Source organism: Parerythrobacter jejuensis, assembly GCF_039536765.1.
In the GTDB taxonomy this organism is placed as follows: domain Bacteria; phylum Pseudomonadota; class Alphaproteobacteria; order Sphingomonadales; family Sphingomonadaceae; genus Parerythrobacter; species Parerythrobacter jejuensis.
Map to the genome: position 1 here is coordinate 2,480,546 of NZ_BAAAZF010000001.1, position 18,920 is coordinate 2,499,465.

Below are 18,920 nucleotides of genomic sequence, written 5' to 3' on the forward strand. Positions count from 1 at the left end.
CGCCCGCCGCCACTTTTGCGCAAGTGCTGCGACTTAGAAGTCGTAGCTGAAGCGAATGCCACCCGTCAGCGGACGGTTGGTGGTGATCCGCGGACGGTCATTGATGAAGTTGCCCGCAATCTGTGCGCGCTCGTCCGTCAGGTTTTCGCCGAACAGTTCAACCGACCATTCATCCTTCTTCACACCGGCCGAGAGACTGAAGGTGGTGTAACCATCCAGCTTCAGGCGGTTGATCGTGATGATGTCGGTGAACTTCGAAGACGAATGCACCATCTGCGGCTGGATGTGGAAGCGCAGATCATTGGCGCCATCCCATTCATACCGCACCCGCATGTTGCCCTGGAAACTCGGCGCATAGGCCAGGTTATCGCCAACAATCACATCGGTCGTCGGGGTGAGCACGTCCTTGATCTCGGTATCGAGGAAGCTGAATGCACCTGCGACCGTCAGGCCGGGCACCGAATAGGGTGCAATGGTGAATTCGCCTTCAATGCCCTTGATCTCTGCATTGGCAGCGTTGTCGCTGAAGAACAGGTTGGTGATGCTCGGGTCGAAGATCGTCGTCTGCAGGTTCGAGATGTCGACATAGAAAGCGCTGCCGTTGAAGCGCAGCTGGCCGTCGATCAAGTCGAGCTTCCAGCCGATTTCGTAGTTCTTCACTTCATCGGTCTGCAGTTCGAAGGGGACGGTAAAGCCCGCACCGTTGGTCGCGCCGCCCGGACGGTTCAGCAAGCCAGGACGGAAACCTTCCGAATAGGTGGCGTAGAACAGCAGGTCTTCGCTCGGCGTCAGCGTGGCTGTGCCCTTGAAAATCGTGCCGGTCGTCTTGGCTGTGTCGGGCGCCTGCAGGGCATTGAAGACCTGCTGTGCCTGTCCTGCGCTGAGGCCTGCGGCCTGGATATCCGCCAGGCTGTCACCCAGATTGAAAGTCTGGCGCAAGGCCGGGTTACAGCTGCCGATGAAGGTGAACTGCCCATCGCCATCATACAGGTCCGAAATGTCGGTACCGAAGGCGTTCTGGTCCGTCGCGCTGAACGAGTTACAGAAGGAGCCATTGGCGCTGCCTTCGAAATCCACTTCGATGTCGTAGTACCGGGCACCGACAGTTACCGTCAGAAGGTCTTCGACGATATCGAAGCTGGCTTCACCGAACAGGCCGAATTGCTTGTCCGTACGACGGATGTCGTTGCGGAAGATGGTGTCGGCCGGGAACGGGCCCGGGTCGGTGTTGAAACCGGCCTGCGGGAAGTTCGGCTTGAACGGGCCGAACGGCTGCGCGACGACATTGCCCGGATAGGCGAAATCATTGCGCTCTTTCAGTTCCAGGTCGGAATAGAAGCCGCCTGCGGTTACGCGCCAGCGGTTTTCCGCTGGTGTGTTGAAGCGCAGCTCCTGCGTGAACACCGTCGTATCCGAAACCGAGTTTACATAGAGGTTTGGAGCCTGGCACGTGCCGGTCGGGCCACCTGCGCCCGGATAGGTGACCGAGCCATCGCAGATGTAATAGGGCAGATACTGGCCGACAAAGAGATAGTCGGAATAGTCGACCCGCTGGTTCGTTTCACGGTCCGTGTAGGCGCCGGTGTAAACGATATCGAGCATCGCGATCCGGCCTTCGACCGTCCAGCTGGTGTTCGAGAAATCATCTTCCAGAGTGCTTTCTTCGAATTGCTGCACGTCGAGCCCACCAAGCCCGCCCAGTTCAGGGTCTGCGAAGAAAACGCCGTCGCTTTCCACGCTCTGGCGCGAGTGACTGATGGTCACGTTCCAGTCGGAATTGAACTCATACCGGCCCGAGATGCGGAAACCGGCATATTGCGTGTCGTTGAAGTCTTCTTCCACGATGCCGGCATTGTCGGCGGCAAGGAAGGTGACATTCGAAAGATCCGCGCCGGCCTGGAAGCCGCCCCGCAGTGCGTTTACCGGAATGCCGTTGGACCGGACTGTGCCAGCCGGACGGAAGCGCGCGCTCTCGGCAACCGTGCGGGTGCCTGCGACATTGTCGATATAGCCGCCCTGGTCATCGAGATAGACAACGCCGCGCAGTGCGAAGCTGTCCGTGACCGGCAAGTTGAGCATGGCTTCGCCGGAATAGCTGGTTTCGCCATTCTTGGTGAAGCTGGTCTCGACCTTGAAGCCGGCATCAAAGCCGGTCAAGTCGGGCTTGTTGGTGATCAGGCGGACAACGCCAGCTTGCGAGCTTGCACCGAACAGAGTGCCCTGCGGGCCAGCGAGCACTTCGATCCGTTCAAGGTCAGCAGCGTAGACATCGAGGTTACGGCCCGGCTGTGCGAGCGGCTGCTCGTCGAGGTAAAGCGCGACGTTCGGGGCGAGGCCTGCAACACCGGCGGTGGTCAGGTTCGGCGTGGTCGAGGCGAGGCCGCGCACATAGATCGTGCTCTGGCCAGGGCCGGAGCCACCAGCGGTCACATTCGGGAGCTGCACGAGGTAGTCGTCAAACGTGGCAATGCCGAGTTCGTCTAGAGCCTCTTCGCCGATCGCATTCACGGAAATGGCTACGTCTTGCAGATCTTCGCTACGCTTGGTTGCGGTAACGACAATCGTGCCGACGCCGCCCTGGCGTTCTTCTGCTTGTGCGCCATCGGTCGACTGGTCCTGCGCGATCGCGGGTGACGCGATAAGCGCGGCCAGCACGCCAAGCGAGGCGCTGCTGCGAAGAGATTTCATTTTGTATTCCCCTTGGGTCGGTTTTTTGAGTGGTGCCGCCGCACCCGTTTTGAGATTTCGCCGGCGACCCGAACGAAATGCGTAGGCGCGAAAAGAGTTTTCGCGCGTCTGGCAAAGGGCGCTAACAAGGTGCCAAGGGGGTGGCCACAGTCAGAATTCTATTTTCAGGGATGGTATTTTCGGCGTTGCATTATCGCAACACGGCCTTTTGGCGAATATTTACAAATACGATACCAGTCTGCATCTGAATAATGCCGCCCAATTTCTCTCACTAATCGATCTTTTTCGATAAGAAGAGGCAAATACACTCAAATACGTATGAATCTATATTTATAAAGTGGCTCTAAGCCGGGGAATAATCGGGTATGTGGCGGTTATGTAATGGCAAGTCTTCGCCAATATAGGATGCAGGCTAATCTGCCCTCGCAGCGGCCTCGGCAAGGATATCCTCGCAGTGGGTCTGCACGCCCTGACGCTTGCGGATTACATCGTAGACCACCGCCTTGACGATCGAGATCGCCATCAGCGCCACGACGACCGAGAAAGGCAGGGCCCCGATGATCATCGTGATGCGGATCGCGTCGATGCCGCCAAGGATCAGCATACTGCCTACGACCAGCGCGATTGCGGCGCCCCAGAACAGGATGTGATGCCGGCGTTGCCCCTCATCTTCGCCCGCGCCATTGATCGTGTTCACGATCAGGATCGCGCTATCGGCGGAGGTGATCAAATATGTCATCAGCAGAATCACAACCAGGCCTGCCATCACTTGGGCAACGCCCGGGCTCAGCATGACAGAGAGGGTGGCGAACAGCTGGTCCGAGATGTTCGCCGCGAGGATAGACCCCTGCGCAGCACCGCTAAGCTCCAGATCGATTGCGGTACCGCCTGCCAACGACATCCAGATGAAACACATCAGTGACGGAACCAGTATGACGCCCAGCACATATTCCCGTACCGTGCGACCGCGCGAGACCCGCGCGATAAACATGCCGACAAAGGGAGCGAAAGCGATCCACCACGCCCAGTAGAAGACCGACCAATCGAGTTGCCATTGCGCGGCAGCATCGCCGGCCTGGGTGCCGTCGGACGAAAACACACTCAGCTGCATTTGCGGCAGCGTAACCAGATAATCGATCGTTGTACGAGCCAGAAGCTCAAAGCCGGCAAGGCCTGAACCGAAGGCGACAAAGACGGCCAGCAACAGGAATGAAAGGACCATGTTGAGGTTCGAAAGCCATTTGATTCCCCGTCCCACGCCAGACAGGGCGGACAGGGTAGAGGCACCCACCAGCAACAACAGCGCCATGACTATCGCGGCCGAAGATGCGGTCCCGCCCGAATTGAGAAGCCATTCCCCAAACCCGATCCGGTACAGTCCGGCGACGAATTGCTCGACGCCAAACCCCAATGTCACGGCCACGCCGAGGATCGTAGCGACGACTGCGACGACATCGATCACATGGCCCCAGGGGCCGGACAGTTTGAGCCCGAACAAGGGTGCCAATCCGGACCGGATCGTCAGCGGCAAATTGCGGCGATAGGCAACATAGCCGACTGCAAGCCCGACAAGGGCATAGGTGGCCCAGGCTGCGAAGCCCCAATGCAGGTAGGTATAGCGGTAGGCGGATGTGACCGTCTCGGCAGACGTTGCAGCGACAACGCCGTTGATGATATCCGGATTGGACTGGAAATGCGCCAGCGGCTCCCCGGTGGAGTAGGTCAGCATGCCGACCCCGATTCCCGCACCGAACAGCATCGAAAACCAGGAGAAGCGCGAGAATTCGGGCTCTTCACCAGGCGCGCCGATGCGCAAGGACCCCGATTGCGGTATGACGGCCAGAATGACCGCCACCAGCATCAGGAACGCGACCAGGTAGACATACCAGCCCGCAAATTCACGGATGATCGTGGCATTGGCGAGAGCCAGGGTCTCGCTCGCATGGGTCGGGAAGAAGATCGCCCAGGCAATGATCATGCTGACAATGATCTTGGCCGGGATCGTCACATGGGTGCTGAAGCCATTGTAAAAGCCCGAGTCAGCGGTTGCGATAGGCAATTCGACCAGAGGCGGCTCGATACCGGCCTGCGACGCGGTCGTAGTATTGTCAGAACTCACGCAAAATCCTCGTTCATCGGAGCGCACGCCACCGGAACGGGTAACAGGCACCACTCAGTTTCCGGCCAAAGACTAGTAAATAGCCGGGCTTGTGTGTCTGGCGCCTTAAAGCAGGGTTTGATGCCGACGGGAACCCCCACGCATGGTGACGGGGCAGCTGTTAGGGCGCTGCTTCCCCGTCAAACAGAACCATCACTGTCACATCGCCATAGCCGGCGACCTCCAGCGGAATGGCAAGATTTTGAGTCACCGCCTGGCGTGCGGCGTCGCGGGCAAGATCCAGCAAAACCGCATTTGCTGCCTGCTTGCGGGCTTCGCGCTCGGCCAGTTGGGTGTTGTCGCGGGTCAGCTTGTCCTGCGCCTCGCGGCTGATCCAGATGCCTTCCCGCAGATATTGCGCGCGCCCTTCATCGAGATTGGGCTTGCCGATATCGATTGCGGGCAGACGGACCGTTAGTGTCTCACTCTCTGGGTCCCAGCCGAGCCGCGAACGATCAACCTCGGAGAGATCAATCGTATAGCTTACCCGCGTCGGGATTACGGCGATCTGCCGGGTATTGATGGTGCCGAAGAAGCGGCTGTCATTGCTCGATACGACCGGCGCAAATTCGGCGCTGAAGACTGTCAGCTCGTTCTGTTCCTCGAATGCAACCAGACTGGTGGCAAGCGGATCGCCGAGGTCTTGTGGTCCGAATGCGCGCCAGCCCAGCCACGCGACCGCAGCGAGCAACAGAATGACAATGAACCACGGCACAGCTTGAATGCGCGCCAGTGATTTCTGTCGCTCCGGCTGGGGCGACAGGGTCTCTTCCGAGACCGCATCTTTGGTTTTCAGATCGTCTGCCATGTCTCTTCCGATTGGCTAACCAGGCCGCGACGTTCCAGATCGATCAGGTGCGCCTTGACGCTCATTTGCGCAGCACCGTCGAGGCGCGGATCCAGCCCTTTGTACATCAGCGGGATGAATTCTGGTAGCTGGCGGGGCTCTTCGCCCAGCAAGCGCAAGATCTGGTTTTCACGCTGGCGCCGATGGCCGATCATTCCCCGCACAAGCTGGCGCGGTTTCTCGATTGGCGCGCCATGGGCGGAATAATAGACCCGGTCCCCGTCCTCACCGGCGCGTTGATAGAGTTTGTCGAGGCTGGCCATATAGTCGCCCATATCGCCGTCAGGCGGCACGACCACACTGGTCGACCAGCCCATCACGTGGTCGCCCGTGAACAAGGCGCCACTTTCCTCCAGCGAGAAGCACAAATGATTGGAGGTGTGCCCCGGCGTATGGACCGCGCGCAAAGTCCAGCCGCGTCCGGTCATCGCTTCGCCATCTTCCAGCACCCGGTCGGGCGCGTAGGTGGTATCAAATGCCTCGTCAGACCGCGGCAGGTCGGTGTTGATGACCAGCGGCGCACATCCGACAATCGGAGCGCCCGTCCGGGCAGCGAGCGGCGCTGCGGCAGGGGAATGGTCGCGATGGGTATGGGTGCACATGATCGCAACGACGGTGCTGTCTCCGATAGCGGCCAACAGCGCTTCGATGTGTTCAGGTTCGTCGGGCCCGGGATCGATGACGGCGACTTCGCCCTCAGTGCCCACCACATAAGTCTGGGTGCCGGTGAACGTGTAGGGCGAGGGATTGGGGGCGAGAACCCGCGCAACCAGCGGTTCGGGACGTTCGACCTTGCCGGTCGGCCATGGTTTAGGTGGTATCTGAGCCATCCCCTTGCATATGGGGCGCATGCTGCCGCATGTCACGCCACAACACATTCTGACGCGGAGAGAAGAGTTTGTCCGATCTGATCCTGGTTCTCGATGAGGGCACAACATCAACGCGCGCCATGGTGTTCGGGCTCGATGGTCGAATGCACGATGTCGCGCAGGCAGAACTGACGCAGCATTATCCCAAGCCCGGCTGGGTGGAGCATGATGCAGGCGAAATCTGGGATCGGACTTTGGCCTGCGCGCGCGAGGTGACGGAAAAGGCAGGTGTCGACCGGATTGCCGCCATCGGTATCACCAACCAGCGCGAAACTGTGGTGGCATGGGACAAATCCACGCTGGAGCCGCTGTCGCGCGCCATTGTGTGGCAGGATCGCAGGACCGCCGATTTTTGCGAGGAATTGCGCGAAGCTGGCCATGAAGCAGAAGTTCAGGCGCAAACCGGATTGCTCCTAGATCCCTATTTTTCCGGCACGAAGATGCGCTGGCTGCTCGATCACGATGAACGTGTCCGGCAGGCGGCCCGGAAAGGCAGTCTGGCCTTCGGGACGGTGGAAAGCTGGCTGGTCGCCAAGCTATCGGGTGGTTCCCATATCAGCGATGCCAGCAATGCCAGCCGCACCCAGCTGCTGCCGCTGGATGGCGCGCAGTTTGATGACGGGCTGTGTGACTTGCTGGGCGTTCCCAAGGCTGCTTTGCCACAGGTGGTCGATACGCATGGTTCGCTGGGGGAAGCGAAAGCCGAGTGGCTGGGCAAGGCGCTGCCGATCACTGGCATGGTGGGGGACCAGCAAGCTGCCACGATCGGGCAGGGCTGCCTTGCGCCCGGTGATACCAAAGCAACCTACGGAACCGGCGCATTCGTGCTCGCTAACAAGGGTGGCGAGCAGCCGCGATCGGACAACCGCATGCTGGGCACCGTTCTGTACCAGCAGGGCGGCAAGCGAACTTATGCCATCGAAGGCTCCGTCTTCGTTGCCGGCAGCCTGGTGCAATGGCTGCGCGATCAATTGAAACTGATCTCCAGCGCTGCGGAAACAGAGGCGTTGGCGCGATCGATTGAGGATTCCGGGGAAGTTGTGATCGTGCCTGCGCTGTCGGGCCTTGGCGCTCCGCATTGGCGCGCCGATGCACGCGGGGTGATCGCGGGCCTGAGCTTTGCCAGTGGCAGGGCGCAGATTGCGCGGGCAGCATTGGAGGCGATGGCACACCAGACCCATGATCTGGCTGAAGCATTCGCCGCTGATGGCGCGCGCTGGACCAGCCTCAAGATCGATGGCGGAATGAGCGCCAATGACTGGATGGCGCAGGACCTTGCCAACATGCTCGATCTCAAGGTCGAACGACCTGATTTCGTCGAAACGACTGCCTTGGGTGCTGCGATGTCGGCGGCGGTCGGTGCCGGTCTCTATCCATCCCTGCAATCTGCCGCCGACGCCATGCGCGGCAGCATCAGGGCCTTTGATCCGGCGATGGGCGAAGCAGTGCGGGAAGAGCGGTTGGCGCGGTGGCGCAAGGCGTTGAAGGCCGCATAACCTGTGGCGACTAGAGGCGGCCGAGTGCGCGCTCCAGCCGGGATTGCAATTCGTCGATCGGGTTGGCGGTTTGCTGCATCTTCTCGCCCCAGGCATCATCGAGCCGGGCGATGCGAGCGTGCAGCGTACGGCTTTCCGCAATCAGCAGTTGGGTTGGCAATTCCAGCATTTCCAGCAAATGCGGTTCCGGCTCCCGGTCGGGCGGTAGACGGCCATGCCGTTCCAGCTGGTATTCGGTCATCTCGCCGCGGAAAAATGCGCGCTGGTTCAATAACCAGGCCAATGCATGCATCACTCGGGTCGTTGTTTTCAGCCCCTCGGTTGAAAGGGCTAGTCGCAGCATATCGCCACTGTTCCGGTCTCGTGGGGTCGACAGATCGAACGCCGCACGGACATCGTCCGCGAGCATCAGCGCCTCGCAGTAAAGGTCCTCGACAATCGTCGCGGAAAGATCGGTTGCATTTCCCATACCCAGACCGGGCGCTAGGCCCGAAAGGGCGGGACGGGAAGCTTGGCAACCGTGTTGTCCCGTAGAGAGAGAGCGCGCGTCCCGCAGCGGGACGTTTTTTGATTGAGGGACCCATCAAGAAAAGCCCCGGTCTGCGATTAGCAAACCGCAAGGCCGACCGGCCGCCCGAGCTTATGCGAGGAAGCACGGCTGGCGGAGGCCAGCCACCCGCAGGGACAATAAGGAGAACCTAGGCAATAATATCGGGGATCAGTTGATCTTCGATCGCGCCGATCTGGTCGCGCAGGGCCAGCTTGCGGCGCTTGAGGCGGGCAATCTGTAGCTGATCGGTGCTTCCGGCAGCTGTCAGCGCATCGATGGCCGCATCCAGATCGCGATGATCGACCCGCAGATGTTCCAGTCTCTTGCGCAGTTCCGCTTCCGTCACGTTTTCGCCCGATTCCTGTTTGGCCCAATACCTGTCATGCAGGGCAACGTTTTGCCGCGCACAACTCTGTATCAACCGCGTAGGTGGAAACAAGGACTTCGCAAACTTTGTCTTATGTGGTTGTATGCTTCCACGCGGTTCGCCCGCGCCGGGCGAGTCGCTCCTGTGGTCAACACCCCAAGGAGGAGCCCAATGGCATCGTCTCACGTCAACGCCCTGCAATCCAAACACGCCGGCCTCGAAGATCGCCTGCATGAAGAGATGACGCGACCGGCACCAGACGCGGCGATGATCCAGCAGCTCAAGAAGGAAAAACTCCGATTGAAGGAGGAGATCGCTGCGGGCTGATCCCTCCGGCCCGGTCGGGCTTCGTTTCCATTCCGTCGGCATTTCCCTTTCGAGCAGGGGTAAGCTAGGCCCTGTGGCATGACTGCAGCTGCTGCCGCCCGCCAGATTCTGACCCGACTTCACGAGGTTATGGCCTCGCGCACCCATGCGCAGGGCAAACTGGATGCCGTGGTCGAAATTGTCGGCGAAGCTCTCGATAGCGAAGTCTGTTCGATTTACCTTCTGCGCGAAGGCATGTTGGAGCTTTACGCGACCAAGGGCCTGAACAAGGAAGCTGTGCACGTGACCCGCATGGCGATCGGCGAAGGTCTGACCGGGACCATTGTTGAAAACAGCGAGATGCTGAACCTTGCCGAGGCCAAGGCGCATCCGGACTTCGAGTATCGTCCCGAAACCGGGGAAGACAAGTTCCACTCCTTCGCAGGGGTGCCGATTATCTACCGCACCCGCGCGGTTGGCGCGCTCAATGTCCAGCATGTCGATCCGCGCCGGTACGAAGATGTCGAGATCGAGGCCTTGCAGACCACAGCCATGGTTTTGTCGGAACTGATCGCCAATGCAGAACTGATTGACGAAGAAGAGGTCGGCGCAACCGAGTCACAGACTGGACCTGCCAATATCGAAGGGCTGACGCTGGTTGCCGGGATCGCCAGTGGCACCGCAGTCTATCACCAGCCGCGGGTGACGATCGACCAGGTGGTGGCGGACGATATCGAAGTCGAACGCCAGCGGGTTTACCGCGCATTCGACAAGATGCGGGACCAGATCGACGGTCTTTCCCAACAGGCTGAATTCGGCAAGGGCGGCGAGCATGAAGAGGTCCTGCAGACCTACAAAATGTTCGCCTATGACGAGGGCTGGAGCCGCCGGATCAATGAAGCGATCGACAGCGGCCTGACGGCCGAAGCCGCGATCGAACGGGTCCAGCAACACACCCGCATGCGGATGCGCGAGATCGACGATCCATTGCTGGCAGACCGGATGCATGATCTGGAAGATCTGGCCAATCGGCTATTGCGGATTGTCTCGGGCCAGCTCGGTACCGCAGCGACCCAGGGTCTGCGCCGCGACACAATCCTGATCGCGAAAAATCTCGGCCCGGCCGAGCTGCTCGAATATGACCGGCGCCGGCTGAAGGGTGTTGTGCTGGAAGAGGGCTCGCTTACGGCGCATGTCGTGATCGTAGCGCGCGCGATGGGCATCCCGGTGCTCGGCCGGGCACGCGGCCTGCGCGGCATTGTGCGCGAGGGCGATCCGATCTTGCTCGATGCGGACACGGCGACTGTCACGATCCGACCCACGCAATCGGTTCTCGATGCTTTCGAAACGCGCTTTGCCAAGAGCAAGGAACGCCAGGCTGCCTATGCCGAACTGCGCGATGTAGAGCCCTTTACCCGGTGTGGCACCCGCATTCAGGTGATGATGAATGCCGGACTGCGCGACGACATGGCGAACCTTCCGCTGGTCGGCGCTGATGGCGTGGGCTTGTTCCGGACAGAATTCCAGTTCCTGGTTTCGGCAACCTTGCCCCAGCGAGAGCGCCAGACGCGGCTCTACCGTGATGTTCTGGAGGCGGCACAAGGCAAGCCGGTGATTTTCCGCACAGTCGATATCGGAGGTGACAAGGCGGTGCCCTATCTCGCTTCGGATGAAAGCGAGAATGACGAAAACCCGGCGATGGGCTGGCGCGCTTTGCGATTGGCGCTGGAACGTGGCGGGCTGCTCAAGGCGCAAGCACGTGCCCTGCTCGAGGCGTCGGCTGGCAAGCCGCTACGGGTAATGTTCCCAATGGTCAGCGAGCCGTGGGAATTCGACGCTGCGAAGGCTGTGTTTGACGAGCAATTGGCATTCCTGCGCAAGCAGAAGAAGCAATTGCCGGATGAGATCCACTATGGCGCGATGCTGGAAGTGCCCGCGCTGGCGGAGGTTCTCGACCTGATCATTCCCAAAGTGTCCTTCCTGTCGATTGGTACCAACGACCTGACCCAGTTCCTGTTCGCGGCAGATCGCGCCAATCCCAAGCTGGCGGCGCGTTATGACTGGCTAAGCCCTGCGATCCTGCGGTTCCTGCGGCGAGTGGTGCAATCTACCACCGGCCACACGATCGATCTTGGCGTGTGCGGCGAAATGGGCGGACGCAAGCTCGAAGCACTGGCGCTGATGGGCCTCGGCATCCACCGTTTGTCGATCACACCGGTTTCCGTCGGGCCGATCAAGGAACTGGTCCGGCAAATCGATTTGAAGCAGATCGAGGATGCCATGACCGGCTGGCTCAATGCGCCTCCGCCATCGATCCGCGAGGCCATGACGGTATGGGCGCAGGAACGCGATATCGATATCGAGTGAATTCCGTCGCGCGGTGCTCTCGCTTCACCGACACTTGGGCGGCAACATCATTCCATGCTTGACAGGTCCCGTTCAGGACGCGGATGTAACGCGCATAAAAAGTTGCGGTCGTATTGGATTTGAGATGGAAGACGAGGACGTCATCACGGGCGAAGCCGAACTCGCGTTCGGGGCGGGTGACCGCCTGCGCATGGCTCGCGAGGAACAGGGCCTGACTCTGGAGCAGGTGTCGGCCAAGACGCGGATACCTCAACGGCACATCGAGACTATCGAGGCAGGCGACTTCGCCAATCTTCCCGCACGGACCTACGCCGTCGGTTTTTCGCGAACCTATGCGAAGGTCCTCGGTCTCGATCAGAAAGAGATTGCCGACCAGGTCCGCGAAGAACTGGGGGCAGAGGATCCGGGCGAGCGTTATGGCCGCCAGGAACAGTTGCAGCCGGGCGATCCAGCGCGGGTGCCCTCACGTGGCCTCGTGTTCTTTTCCATCGCAGCAATCGTGCTGCTGGTGGCCGGTGGCTTCATGTTCTACCGCACCTTCTTTGCGCCTGGCTCCGGCCCCGGCTCTTTGCTCACGGCAGAGCAGCGGATGCAGGCCAATGCCGAGGCGGAAGCGGAACAGACCGATGCACAATCGGGCGCAGCAGCTCCGATCAATACGGCAGGGCCGGTGGTTTTTACCGCGACGATGGATGAGACCTGGGTCAAGTTCTACGAGAGTGACGGCACGCGCCTGATGGAAAAGCAGATGGCAGCCGGGGAAAGCTATACAATTCCCGCCAATGCGCAGGACCCGCAGATATGGACCGGGCGTCCCTATGCTTTCGATATTACCATCGGCGGGCGCGAAATCCCCAAATTGTCGGAAGAGGATACCGTGATCCAGGATGTGCCGATCAGTGCTGAGGCGCTGTTGGCGCGCGACCAGAATGTGCCGCCCAACTCTGCCGACGCTGCGCCAGCCGACGCAGCACCAGCCGGCGAAGTTGAGGCCGACGCAGCGCCAGTCAATGAAGTTGAGGCTGTCTCCACCGACCCTGTCACCTAGGCATTTCCCCCGATAACAGGCAGTTCGCCCTCGACATGGCGGGCTGCATGGTTAATTTCCCACGCGACACGTTCAGCATCGGTTCGGTGCCTTTTTGCCATGCCGACCGTGGAGATGGGACAGGAGCAAGACCATGAATTTCCGCCACAAACGTCTGATCATGGGCGCTGCACTGTTGGGTGTCGCCATGCCCGTAATGCCGGCGCTGGCGCAATCCGGAGACGAACAAGCGCGCATCCGCAAGCTCGAGGGAGAAGTTCGCGCTCTGCAGCGGCGTGTATTCCCCGGCAGCGACGGGCGTTATTTCGAACCGCAGATCAGCGGCTCTCCGGCTTCCAATTCGACCGCTCCGACCACTTCGACCACTGCCGTGACCGACATCCTTGCCCGGCTCGATGCTCTGGAAGCATCGCTGCAACGGCTGACCGGACAGGTGGAGGAAAACACCAATACCCTGCGCGGGCTGACCACGCGGATGGCTGCACTCGAAGGTGGAACAGCCGCCATTGCACAGCCGTCGAGCGGGCCAACCACCAACCTGCTGCCGGACGCCGGAGAGACAGGTAGCGGAACGGCAACGCGCACTGTGGCGGCCCCTGAAACCACGCCTGAACCAGCCGGACCATCGGCAGAGCGGCTGGCGGCGGTGCAGGCAATTGCGAAGCCGCAAACCGATGATGCGGGTGATGACGAGTATTCCTACGGCTTCCGCCTCTGGAACGCGGGCTTCTATCCCGAGGCGCAGCAGCAATTGGCGATGTTCGTGGAGAAGTATCCGAACCACAGCCGTGCGACCTATGGCCGCAACCTGCTTGGTCGTGCCTATCTGGACGATGGCAAGCCGCGCGATGCTGCGCCGTGGTTCCTGCGCAATTACCAGGCCGATCGCAATTCGCGCCGGGCACCCGACAGCTTGCTGTATCTGGCCGAAGCGATGATTGCGCTCGAAGACACCAGCCGCGCTTGTATCGCGTTGGCGGAATTCGGTGAAACCTACCCGGCGCTTGCGGCTGGCCGGCTGCAGAGCCAGTACGAGGCGAACCGCCAGAAAGTGACCTGCAATTGATAGGGCGCAAGACCACGGGATCGATCCCGAACTAGCCTCGCGCTTCACAGATGCATTGGGCGATTTCCGCTGCGGCTCGCCCATGGGGCTTGCTGTGTCCGGCGGCCCAGACTCAATGGCGATGTTGGCCCTCGCAGCGGCGACCAGGCCTGGCGAAATCGAAGTCGCGACAGTCAATCACGGCCTGCGACCTGAAGCGGCAGACGAATGTGCGCTGGTTCTCGCAGCATGCGAGGCGCGCGACATTTCCTGCACGGTGCTGACAGTCGAAGTGGGCGCCGGCAATTTGCAGACCGAGGCGCGCGAGGGGCGCTACCGCGCTTTGCTTGCCTGGGCGTCGGATCGAGGCTTGCAGGCCGTCGCCACAGCCCATCATGCGGATGACCAGGCCGAGACAGTGCTGATGCGGCTCATGCGGGGCAGCGGGTTGCAGGGATTGGCAGGGATCAGGCCACAAGTTGTGTTCGAGAACACCGATATTCCCGTGATCCGCCCGTTGCTGGGCTTTCGCCGAGACGAATTGCGCGAGGTCATCGCAGAGACGGGCATGCCCTTCGCGAGTGATCCGTCGAATGAAGATGAGAGTTTTGATCGCGTCAGGATGCGCAAGGCAATTGCGGATGCCGATTGGCTCGATCCAGTGGCCATCACCCGCTCGGCTGGGCATCTGTCAGAGGCAGAGAGCACTTTGGAAGCTCTGGCAGATCAATTCTGGCGCAAACGATCTGATGCCGGCGAAGGAGAGGTCACCGTGCCGATGACCGACTTCAATGATAGCAATGCGCGACTGATCGTGCGCGCTGCGACATCATTGGGGGCGAGCGTCCGGCTGGGCGATGTCATTGCGTTGCTGGGCAACGAAATGGCGCAGCGGGGCAAGGCCAATATTGCCGGAGTCCTGATCGAGCAGGTCGGCCAAACCTATCGCATCCGCCGCGAACCGCCCCGCAATACGGGTTAGCCAATCAGAGGATCTGCTCGCCCATACCCAGCGACTCTCCGCGGGTAATGATCACCTTGTCGCCCTTTTTGGCGACAGCGAAGACCTTCGCAGCGAAATCATCCGGCATGCCGATGCAGCCGTGGCTGGCGTAGCCGTTCTGGACGTCGGAACCGTGCAGCGCCACACCATCCGATGTCAGGAACATCGAATAGGGCATCGGGGCGTTGTCGTATTTTTCCGACACATTGTGACGCATCTTGTAACGGATCGGGAAGGTGCCAAGCGGGGTCGGATGCTCGTCCGTGCCCAGCAGGACAGCTGCCGCGCCGATTTCATAACCGCCCTTGAAAACGGAAATCACACGTGCGTCCAGATCGACAGTCATCACGATCTTGCCGTCGGCCGGAACATCATCGGTGTTCCAGTGCCACTCGCCATATTTGATCGGGCCGTTGATCTCGAGGATGCGCTTGACGGTGAACTCTTCGTCGGCCTGCGCATTCGCTTGCTGCGTTTGTGCTTGCTGCGAAGCGGCCTGGCCGTCCTCGCCTGCCGCAGTCTGGACAGTTTCGCCTGTCATTTTGGCGGGATCGACCGGAATTGCTTCCTCCAGCGCAACCTTCTCGGTTGGCGCCGCCTCGTCGTCTGCCATCATCGTACTCGCCAGCGTTGCGCCGCCGAAGACGAAAACCGTGGCGGCTGTAGCGCCGCCGATCCATTTGAGCATCGTGTTCATGCCATCTGTATGCGCCCGAAACTGGCGGACTTCCATCGCTTCGCACGCAGCGTCCCGCTTTTGGACGGCGTTAGGGGGCAAAAGTTAACGCCGGGAACCGGGCGTGATCTGGCCAAACTATCGCCTATCCATGCGCTCCGAAATGGTTGGCAATCGCGCCAGTAATGCGCAGCGAGAGCGAATAGGCGCGTTCAATCGGATCGATATAATCGCGCCCGATCGGGCCGTATCCTTCGCCTGAATCGTCGGGCCAGTCGCTGGATTCATCCATCTCGAAATTGGCGATTTGCGGGAAATGGGTCGGGAAGGCGCGGCGCATTTGTGCCAATGCGTCTTCGATCCGCAGGGTGAAGACCATTTCCAGCACATCATCACGGCTGATGTCATTGGCGCGGCTGAAGCCGGGCAGAGCCACCGCGCGGATGAACATGTGTTTGAACAGGGTCAAGCGGAGGGCTTGCAGCACGCCGAGTGTCCTGCGCACCTGCTCGCGTTCCGGGAGGGGTTCCTCTGCCGGCAAATGATCCAGCAGCTTGTGGAATTTCAGCGCGTCGACCCGCAGGCGGCTGACCAGGCGGCGGAACACGCCATTGCGATCATCTGTGGTCAGATAATCGGCCAGCGCCTGGCAGGCATAGGAAATGCCTTCCTCGGTACCGCGATAGGTCCGGCTGGCCCAATAGGCGGAATTGAACAGTTCGCCATAGGCTGCGACGGTCTTGATACTCGCCAGTGAATTGGCGCTGCGGGCGAGGCGCATTAACTGGCGCCCGCGCGGGCTGGATTCGATCAGTTGCGCGATCTCCTCCTCATTGCCTTCCACTGCGGCGCCAATCCCGGCGATCACATTGACCGGATAGCCGAGCTGTTGGAGGATCGCATTGTGCGGGATCGCGCGAATCTGGCGCAAGTTCATGGTCCGGTCGGCCGCAACATCGCTCTGGCGGCGGCTGACCCGGCTGCCGGTCGAATTGAGCAGGCCCAGGCCGAACGCGGTAATAGCGCGCGAGTAAGTCTGGCTTTCCAGGTGCTCGCGCTGGTGCCCGCGGATGGCGCGGTAGAAATCGAGGCTCAGATCAGTGCGGGTGTAAAACGGGTCCGGGTCGTTTTCGGCATGTTCAGTCCACTCGTAATCAGCGATCTGGCGCAGCGTCGCACGCGCGAGCTCTGGCGTCTCGAAGAATTGGTATCCGTCACCGCCCTGGAAGCTTACTTCCGGCTCGAGCCGGATGCGGCCGCGCGCAAAGCGACTGCGGGCCCAAGGGGAAAGTGGCCATTCCAGCCGGTCGCGGAAACTCGCCGGATGCGCCCCGCGGCCCATGCTTTCACCATGGGTGTTGAAAACCAATGCGGCCACCCCGGTCAACGCATTGGCACGCATCGCATCGGCCATCCGGCCCTGGAGCCGTTCGATCGCCAGGCTGGCGGGCACCTGCCCGACAAAGCGCCCTGCATCGGAAAACCCGGTCTGGATGCAAACTCTGCCCCGGCCACGGGCATAGGTGCGGTATTCCTCTTCCTGCAGCAGCGCGTCGAGGAAGCGGCCACCGTGTTCCAGTGCCGTTTCGGTTTCGAACAAGGGCGAAACGTCGACCTTGTCCTCGATCCCGAACAGCTTGGCATAATAGAGCGCGGCCATCACGGTAGAAGGCTGTTCGCACTCGGCCACCAACATCCGGATCGGCGCGTCGGCGTCCACATGGTGCAGGATCTGCGCCATGGCGAGGAACTGGCGGATGGCCGTGCTGGCTTCGATTGCGAGAGCGCCGAAATTGACCCTGAGCGGCTCGACATCGCGTACCATCTTGCGCAGCACGGCGAGCGCGCCCTTGCTGCCGATATCGATTTTGTCGCCGCCCTCGATCCGGCGACGGATCGCATTGTGGAGCTGCTTGGCATTCACGCGAAAATGGATCCAACCCATCCCCAAGCCGTCGGCCCGCATGGCAGAGGCGAGAGTGAGCAACTGCACAGCCCGCGCTTCCGCGGCGTGCTGCGCTTCTTCCTCCAGCGCGGCAATCACCGGCGTGAGGCTGAGCAATTTGTGGTCGTGATCGGCAGTCAGGCGATTGGCAGCGTCCGACAGGGCCTCGGGCTCGGAGAGGTCCTGCGCAAAGTCTGCCGCGCGTTCCTCGGCATAGGCGAGGGCAGGGTGCAAGGTGGCGAGCAGCGTGTGCCCGCTATCGATGCCTTCCAGCTTGGCGACATAGCGGCGCAGCCGCTCGGCCTTCTCTGCCAGCCGGAAACCGATGGAATCGAACCACTTGATGTCGGTCCGCCCGTCCATGTCATAGCCGACCCAGGTCGCGAACCGAAACGGCAGGGCCTTGAGGTCGCGCCAGCGCTCGGGCCATTTGATGGCGGCACCGGACAGCAATTCTGACACGATCGTATCGCGGGCGTCCTGCGCATGGCCGATCGCGCGCATCGCGCGGGCGTGTTCGTAGTCCAGCGTTACGGCTGGCCTATCTTCGGTCGCCGTGCAGGCGGCATCGGCCACGCTGCCATCGCCGGTGGTGGCGGATGCGAGTGAAGTGGCCTGGTCCGGCGTCAGCAGGAAGGTCGGATGGGCGGTGAAAACGGTGTGCAGGCGCGGTTGCTCCCAATGCTCACGAAAGGCACCGAAATCGGCAAAATCCGGCCCGATGGAACTGTCTGCGTCCTGCGGCAGATCGAGCAAGCGGCGAGTGCGGCCCGCGCGATCTTCCAAAGCAGCTGTTTCCAGCTCACAAATCATGCCCTCGATCTGGTCCAGGGTCAGTTCGCCCGCTTCCAATTCGCGCGACAGGTCGAGGGAGAGCTGGAACACCGGATTGAACAGCGGTGTTTCGGACGTTTGCTGGTGCAGCGACTTCAGCCGTTCCTTGAGGTCCGCGACTGTCTTCATTGTCCCAGCCTCGCTGCCCTGCGGGCGGTTTCGGCCACCTCGACATAATTGGGGCTGCTCTTGGGCGCGACCCAGCTTCCCCCGACACACAGGACGGGATCGAAAGCGAGCCATTCGGCGGCATTGTCTTCGCTGATCCCGCCTGTCGGGCAGAACTTGCACTGGCCGAACGGCGCGGCGAGAGCCTTGAGGGCGGGGAGGCCGCCTGCCGCCATGGCCGGGAAGAACTTGAAATGCTGCAGCCCGAGGTCGAGCCCGCGCATGATGTCGCCGGCATTGGCGATCCCGGGGAGGAACGGCACGCCTTCACGGGTGGCGGCTTTGGCCAGAGGTTCAGTCAGACCGGGCGAAACAATGAACTCGCTGCCGGCATCCAGTGCATCAGCGAGCTCTTGCTGATTGGTGACGGTACCCGCGCCGACAATGGCGCCCGCTACCTGCTTCATCGCCCGGATTGCTTCGAGCGCGGCTGGTGTGCGCAAAGTGACTTCGAGCACGGTCAGGCCACCGGCCACCAGTGCCTCGGCTAGCGGCACGGCCTGCTCGACATCGTCGATCACAATCACCGGGATGACCGGCGCTGTGCGCATGA

The 18,920-nt window shown here is 61.1% G+C and carries 15 protein-coding genes; 6 read left to right on the forward strand and 9 right to left on the reverse strand.

Annotated elements, in window-relative coordinates:
* Positions 1-33: 33 nt before the first annotated feature.
* The 4 genes from ABD653_RS12090 to ABD653_RS12105 all read right to left on the reverse strand — a co-directional run bounded on the left by ABD653_RS12090 (position 34) and on the right by ABD653_RS12105 (position 6,523).
* Positions 34-2,688, reverse strand: a complete 2,655-nt coding sequence (locus ABD653_RS12090) for a TonB-dependent receptor (RefSeq protein WP_160778906.1) — start codon at positions 2,686-2,688, stop codon at positions 34-36.
* 412 nt (positions 2,689-3,100) lie between these two features.
* A complete protein-coding gene (locus ABD653_RS12095; protein WP_160778907.1) occupies positions 3,101-4,807 on the reverse strand; it encodes a BCCT family transporter in 1,707 nt (568 codons plus the stop codon).
* Between the two features lie 160 nt (positions 4,808-4,967).
* Positions 4,968-5,654, reverse strand: a complete 687-nt coding sequence (locus ABD653_RS12100) for a DUF4230 domain-containing protein (protein WP_160778908.1) — start codon at positions 5,652-5,654, stop codon at positions 4,968-4,970.
* Positions 5,639-6,523 carry an MBL fold metallo-hydrolase gene (locus ABD653_RS12105; protein ID WP_160778909.1) on the reverse strand — a complete coding sequence of 295 codons (885 nt, stop codon included), beginning with the start codon at positions 6,521-6,523 and terminating at the stop codon, positions 5,639-5,641. The genes ABD653_RS12100 and ABD653_RS12105 overlap by 16 nt, the downstream gene beginning before the upstream one ends.
* 68 nt (positions 6,524-6,591) lie before the next feature.
* On the opposite strand from ABD653_RS12105, the gene glpK reads away from it, so the two are divergent.
* Positions 6,592-8,058 carry a glycerol kinase GlpK gene (glpK, locus tag ABD653_RS12110; protein ID WP_160778910.1) on the forward strand — a complete coding sequence of 489 codons (1,467 nt, stop codon included), beginning with the start codon at positions 6,592-6,594 and terminating at the stop codon, positions 8,056-8,058.
* Between the two features lie 10 nt (positions 8,059-8,068).
* Here the strand turns inward: glpK and ABD653_RS12115 are convergent, their stop codons facing one another.
* Both ABD653_RS12115 and ABD653_RS12120 read right to left on the reverse strand, forming a co-directional pair.
* Positions 8,069-8,527, reverse strand: coding sequence for a DUF1465 family protein (locus tag ABD653_RS12115; RefSeq protein WP_160778911.1), 459 nt, complete (start codon positions 8,525-8,527; stop codon positions 8,069-8,071).
* A 229-nt stretch (positions 8,528-8,756) separates the two neighbouring features.
* Positions 8,757-8,954, reverse strand: coding sequence for a YdcH family protein (locus tag ABD653_RS12120; RefSeq protein WP_160778912.1), 198 nt, complete (start codon positions 8,952-8,954; stop codon positions 8,757-8,759).
* Positions 8,955-9,146: 192 nt separating this feature from the next.
* Between ABD653_RS12120 and ABD653_RS12125 the strand changes: the two genes are divergently transcribed.
* The 5 genes from ABD653_RS12125 to tilS all read left to right on the forward strand — a co-directional run bounded on the left by ABD653_RS12125 (position 9,147) and on the right by tilS (position 14,723).
* Positions 9,147-9,302 carry a YdcH family protein gene (locus ABD653_RS12125; RefSeq protein ID WP_160778913.1) on the forward strand — a complete coding sequence of 52 codons (156 nt, stop codon included), beginning with the start codon at positions 9,147-9,149 and terminating at the stop codon, positions 9,300-9,302.
* Positions 9,303-9,380: 78 nt separating this feature from the next.
* Positions 9,381-11,648 (forward strand): phosphoenolpyruvate--protein phosphotransferase, encoded by a 2,268-nt coding sequence (gene ptsP / locus ABD653_RS12130; protein ID WP_160778914.1) that lies wholly within the window; start codon positions 9,381-9,383, stop codon positions 11,646-11,648.
* A 124-nt stretch (positions 11,649-11,772) separates the two neighbouring features.
* A complete protein-coding gene (locus tag ABD653_RS12135) occupies positions 11,773-12,696 on the forward strand; it encodes a helix-turn-helix domain-containing protein (RefSeq protein ID WP_160778915.1) in 924 nt (307 codons plus the stop codon).
* Between the two features lie 133 nt (positions 12,697-12,829).
* The gene (locus ABD653_RS12140) at positions 12,830-13,762 is read left to right on the forward strand and encodes a tetratricopeptide repeat protein (protein WP_234032151.1); all 933 of its coding nucleotides are present in this window, start codon (positions 12,830-12,832) and stop codon (positions 13,760-13,762) included.
* Positions 13,763-13,844: 82 nt separating this feature from the next.
* Positions 13,845-14,723, forward strand: a complete 879-nt coding sequence (gene tilS / locus ABD653_RS12145; RefSeq protein WP_267904703.1) for a tRNA lysidine(34) synthetase TilS — start codon at positions 13,845-13,847, stop codon at positions 14,721-14,723.
* A gap of 4 nt (positions 14,724-14,727) precedes the next feature.
* On the opposite strand, the gene ABD653_RS12150 is transcribed toward tilS, so the two are convergent.
* From ABD653_RS12150 to eda, 3 genes are all read right to left on the reverse strand, one after another.
* Positions 14,728-15,441 carry a L,D-transpeptidase family protein gene (locus tag ABD653_RS12150; RefSeq protein WP_160778917.1) on the reverse strand — a complete coding sequence of 238 codons (714 nt, stop codon included), beginning with the start codon at positions 15,439-15,441 and terminating at the stop codon, positions 14,728-14,730.
* A gap of 124 nt (positions 15,442-15,565) precedes the next feature.
* Positions 15,566-18,328, reverse strand: a complete 2,763-nt coding sequence (locus ABD653_RS12155; protein WP_160778918.1) for a phosphoenolpyruvate carboxylase — start codon at positions 18,326-18,328, stop codon at positions 15,566-15,568.
* A complete protein-coding gene (eda, locus tag ABD653_RS12160) occupies positions 18,325-18,918 on the reverse strand; it encodes a bifunctional 4-hydroxy-2-oxoglutarate aldolase/2-dehydro-3-deoxy-phosphogluconate aldolase (protein WP_199801212.1) in 594 nt (197 codons plus the stop codon). Before eda ends, ABD653_RS12155 begins: the two co-directional genes overlap by 4 nt.
* Positions 18,919-18,920 lie beyond the last annotated feature (2 nt).

What these genes read in the sequence shown, in the direction of transcription:
- ABD653_RS12115 (WP_160778911.1), bottom strand. Translation starts at nt 8,527, where the DNA reads ATGGGAAATGCAACCGATCTTTCCGCGACGATTGTCGAGGACCTTTAC.
- ABD653_RS12125 (WP_160778913.1), top strand. Translation starts at nt 9,147, where the DNA reads ATGGCATCGTCTCACGTCAACGCCCTGCAATCCAAACACGCCGGCCTC.
- ABD653_RS12090 (WP_160778906.1), bottom strand. Translation starts at nt 2,688, where the DNA reads ATGAAATCTCTTCGCAGCAGCGCCTCGCTTGGCGTGCTGGCCGCGCTT.
- ptsP (WP_160778914.1), top strand. Translation starts at nt 9,381, where the DNA reads ATGACTGCAGCTGCTGCCGCCCGCCAGATTCTGACCCGACTTCACGAG.
- tilS (WP_267904703.1), top strand. Translation starts at nt 13,845, where the DNA reads ATGGGGCTTGCTGTGTCCGGCGGCCCAGACTCAATGGCGATGTTGGCC.
- ABD653_RS12155 (WP_160778918.1), bottom strand. Translation starts at nt 18,328, where the DNA reads ATGAAGACAGTCGCGGACCTCAAGGAACGGCTGAAGTCGCTGCACCAG.
- ABD653_RS12135 (WP_160778915.1), top strand. Translation starts at nt 11,773, where the DNA reads ATGGAAGACGAGGACGTCATCACGGGCGAAGCCGAACTCGCGTTCGGG.
- ABD653_RS12140 (WP_234032151.1), top strand. Translation starts at nt 12,830, where the DNA reads ATGAATTTCCGCCACAAACGTCTGATCATGGGCGCTGCACTGTTGGGT.
- ABD653_RS12100 (WP_160778908.1), bottom strand. Translation starts at nt 5,654, where the DNA reads ATGGCAGACGATCTGAAAACCAAAGATGCGGTCTCGGAAGAGACCCTG.
- ABD653_RS12150 (WP_160778917.1), bottom strand. Translation starts at nt 15,441, where the DNA reads ATGAACACGATGCTCAAATGGATCGGCGGCGCTACAGCCGCCACGGTT.
- ABD653_RS12105 (WP_160778909.1), bottom strand. Translation starts at nt 6,523, where the DNA reads ATGGCTCAGATACCACCTAAACCATGGCCGACCGGCAAGGTCGAACGT.
- eda (WP_199801212.1), bottom strand. Translation starts at nt 18,918, where the DNA reads ATGCGCACAGCGCCGGTCATCCCGGTGATTGTGATCGACGATGTCGAG.